Origin of the sequence: Staphylococcus sp. HMSC067F07, from assembly GCF_001837405.1 — a bacterium.
GTDB classification, from domain to species: domain Bacteria; phylum Bacillota; class Bacilli; order Staphylococcales; family Staphylococcaceae; genus Staphylococcus; species Staphylococcus capitis.
Genome location: NZ_KV832231.1, coordinates 1 through 465 on the forward strand (window position 1 = coordinate 1; position 465 = coordinate 465).

The 465-nt window shown below is 34.6% G+C and carries 1 protein-coding gene; it reads left to right on the plus strand.

The genetic code is table 11. From position 1 onward, the window contains the following. Window positions 1-465, plus strand: a 465-nt coding sequence (locus HMPREF2706_RS02745; RefSeq protein WP_176746161.1) for a malate:quinone oxidoreductase, incomplete at both ends; no start/stop codon positions are given.

Here is a 465-nt window from a genome sequence, read left to right on the forward strand (position 1 = left end):
TTGCTGATTATGTATTTATTGGTGCTGGTGGTGGAGCCATTCCATTATTACAAAAAACAGGTATTCCAGAAAGCAAAAATTTGGGTGGTTTCCCAATTACAGGTCAATTCTTAATTTGTACTAACCCTGATACCATAGCCAAGCATGACGCTAAGGTATATGGTAAAGAGCCTAAAGGTACACCACCTATGACTGTACCTCACTTGGATACACGTTATATTGATGGTGAACGTACCTTATTATTTGGCCCATTTGCTAGTGTAGGCCCTAAATTCTTAAAAAATGGTTCGAATTTAGATTTATTTAAATCGATTAAGCCATATAATATTACAACACTTTTATCTTCTGCAGTTAAAAACCTTCCTTTAATTAAATATTCGTTTGATCAAATATTAATGACTAAAGAAGGGTGTATGAATCATTTACGTACGTTTTATCCAGAAGCACGTGATGAAGATTGGCAGT